The sequence below is a fragment of the Sporomusa sp. genome (genome assembly GCF_035561255.1).
GTDB lineage: Bacteria > Bacillota > Negativicutes > Sporomusales > Sporomusaceae > Sporomusa.
In genome coordinates this window covers 1-2,499 of sequence record NZ_DATMXX010000157.1, presented here as the reverse complement: position 1 = coordinate 2,499, position 2,499 = coordinate 1, and the positions used below count along the sequence as shown (strand labels likewise).

2 protein-coding genes are annotated in these 2,499 nt (G+C 44.3%); both read left to right on the top strand.

Annotation, left to right across the window (positions count from 1 at the left end; genetic code table 11):
- A partial coding sequence (locus VN379_RS09010) for a MarR family winged helix-turn-helix transcriptional regulator (protein WP_325532976.1) occupies positions 1-449 on the top strand: 449 nt, incomplete at its 5' end.
- A 1-nt stretch (position 450) separates the two neighbouring features.
- Positions 451-2,376: a cation-translocating P-type ATPase gene (locus VN379_RS09005; RefSeq protein ID WP_325532973.1), complete on the top strand. Its 1,926-nt coding sequence runs from the start codon at positions 451-453 to the stop codon at positions 2,374-2,376.
- Positions 2,377-2,499: the final 123 nt, after the last annotated feature.

The window sequence follows — 2,499 nt, the reverse complement described above, 5'->3', positions numbered from 1 at the left end:
ACTATAAGAAGATCAAAGGAGCGATGCTGATGAATTATCTAGATGAACTGACTCACGAGTTATTTACATTTTTTAATGGTTTTTCTTCGTGGGAGAACTCAGTAATAAAGACGAGCGATCTGGCCGTTTCCGAGGCTCATGCCATTGAAGTACTGGGCAAATATGGACAAATGAATATGAAAAGTCTTGCTCAATATCTGGGGGTAACTACAGGTACTACTACCGTTACAGTTGATCGCCTGGAAAAGAAGCAATATGCCACCCGGGAATCAGTCAAAGAGGACCGGCGCGTCCACTTAATTACTTTAACGGAAAAAGGCCACCAGGCTTTTGCTGAACATCACCAGTATCATTATAATCTAAGTGAGCAAATACTCTCAGTCTTGTCAGATGAAGAAAATGAACAGTTACTTACAATACTAAAAAAAATTAATCGAGAGGCATTTTAAAATGGATAATGAAGAACTCTGCATCTCCAAGAATAAGGTTATTAGCCCAGCGCCGGTGGAAGTAGGAGAACACGACCATGGACATGGTGCAGGCGGTCATTTAAAAGACTATATTGTAATTACCACAACATCTCTGTTGTTAATAGGCTACTGGTTCGAGTGGCTGCCGGTGATTTTCGGGGTTGATACCGCACTTATTGCAGCAATAATCGGTGGTTTGCCAATTATTACAGAAGCGGTTGTGGCCATATATAAGCGGGGGGACACCAAAGTAGGACTTCTGGTAAGCATAGCGATCATTGCCTCTATTGCTATCGGTGAATATTTTGCAGCAGCCGAGGTTGCGCTTATCATGACCATTGGCGAAATGTTAGAACACATTACATTAGAAAAGTCCAACAATGCTTTAAAAAAGCTTGCGGAGCTAACACCTTTAAAAGCCCGTATTCTAGAGGGGGGAACCGAGCGGGAAATCGCCGCCGAACTGGTAGCGACAGGGGATACACTGCTGGTAAAACCAGGGGAGAAGATTCCGGTAGACGGTGTAGTTTCCTTTGGTTATGCCACAGTCGATCAAGCGACTATCACCGGTGAGTCGATTCCTGTTGAATGCCGCAACGGGGACAGTGTTTTTGGGGGTACAATCGTAACCATGGGGAGTATTGAGGTTGTAGCAACAAAGGTGGGTCAGGATACCGCTTTAGGTCATATCATAAAAATGGTTAAGGAAGCTCAGGCAAGTAAGGCGCCTACCGCCCGGATTATTGATCGCTGGGCAAATTGGTTTGTACCATTAAGTCTAACGATTGCGGTATTAGTTTACCTGGTGACCGGTGACATTGTCCGGGGGGTAACTATCTTAATCGTATTCTGTCCCTGTGCGATGTTACTGAGCACACCCACCGCTGTGGCTGCTGCTATTGGGGCAGCGGCGCGGCGGGGTATTTTAATCAAAGGAGGCGAAATACTGGAACGAGTAGGCTCCTTAGATACCGTCTTATTTGACAAAACAGGCACCATCACTTTGGGGAAACCAACTGTAAAAGACATTCGCTGCTATAATGGCTGGCAAGACAATGCGTTACTGGCTATTGCCGCAGGGATAGAGAAACGTTCAGAGCATCACCTGGCAAAAGCAATTATTGCCGCCGCAGAGAAAGAGCGTATCTCCTTTATCGAGCCGGCCTATTGGGAACCTGTTATTGGGCAAGGGATAATTGCAGAAAACGATGGGGTAACTTTCTTATTGGGGAATATATCATTACTTGAAAATAAACAGGTAGTTCTTACACCGGAACAACATGAGTATTGTGTGGTACACCAAAAAGCAGGAGCAACTGTAGTTTTTGTTGCCGCCAATGGGGTGGTAGCAGGGATTATTACGATCCAGGATCCTATACGGGCAGGCTCTAAGGAAACAATTGCAGCATTATCTCATGATAATATCAGGAAGATAGTCTTGTTGACCGGAGATGCCACAGTTGTCGGCAATGCTATTGGCGAACAGGTCAATATCCCAATAATCCATGGCGACTTATTACCAGGCGATAAGGTGAAATATGTTGAAACCTATCAACAGGCCGGTTGCAAGGTCGCCATGATCGGGGATGGCATAAACGATGCTCCGGCTTTGGCAAAAGCAGATATTGGAATCGCTATGGGATACTCGGGCACCGATATCGCTGTGGAAGCTGCAGATATTGTTTTATTATCTGATGACTTAAAAAAAATACCGGAAACAATACAAAAGAGCCGAAAAGCGATCCGTACTATTTGGCAAAATATTGTGGTTGCCAATATGATTAATCTGGCGGCAATTGTTTTTGCAGCCTGTGGCTTGTTAGGACCTGTTGCAGCAGCAATTGTGCATAATGTAGGGGCAATTATTGTTGTATTAAATTCGGCACGGTTATTAAGAAATAATTAACTAAGCCTTTGCGAAACAATGGGCGCTACCCTGATTGAACACCGGATTAAAGCCATTTTAGGGGTAGCCCCTTATGAAAAAAATGGGAAACTATTGACTATGCCTGCATAAATAGTTATAATC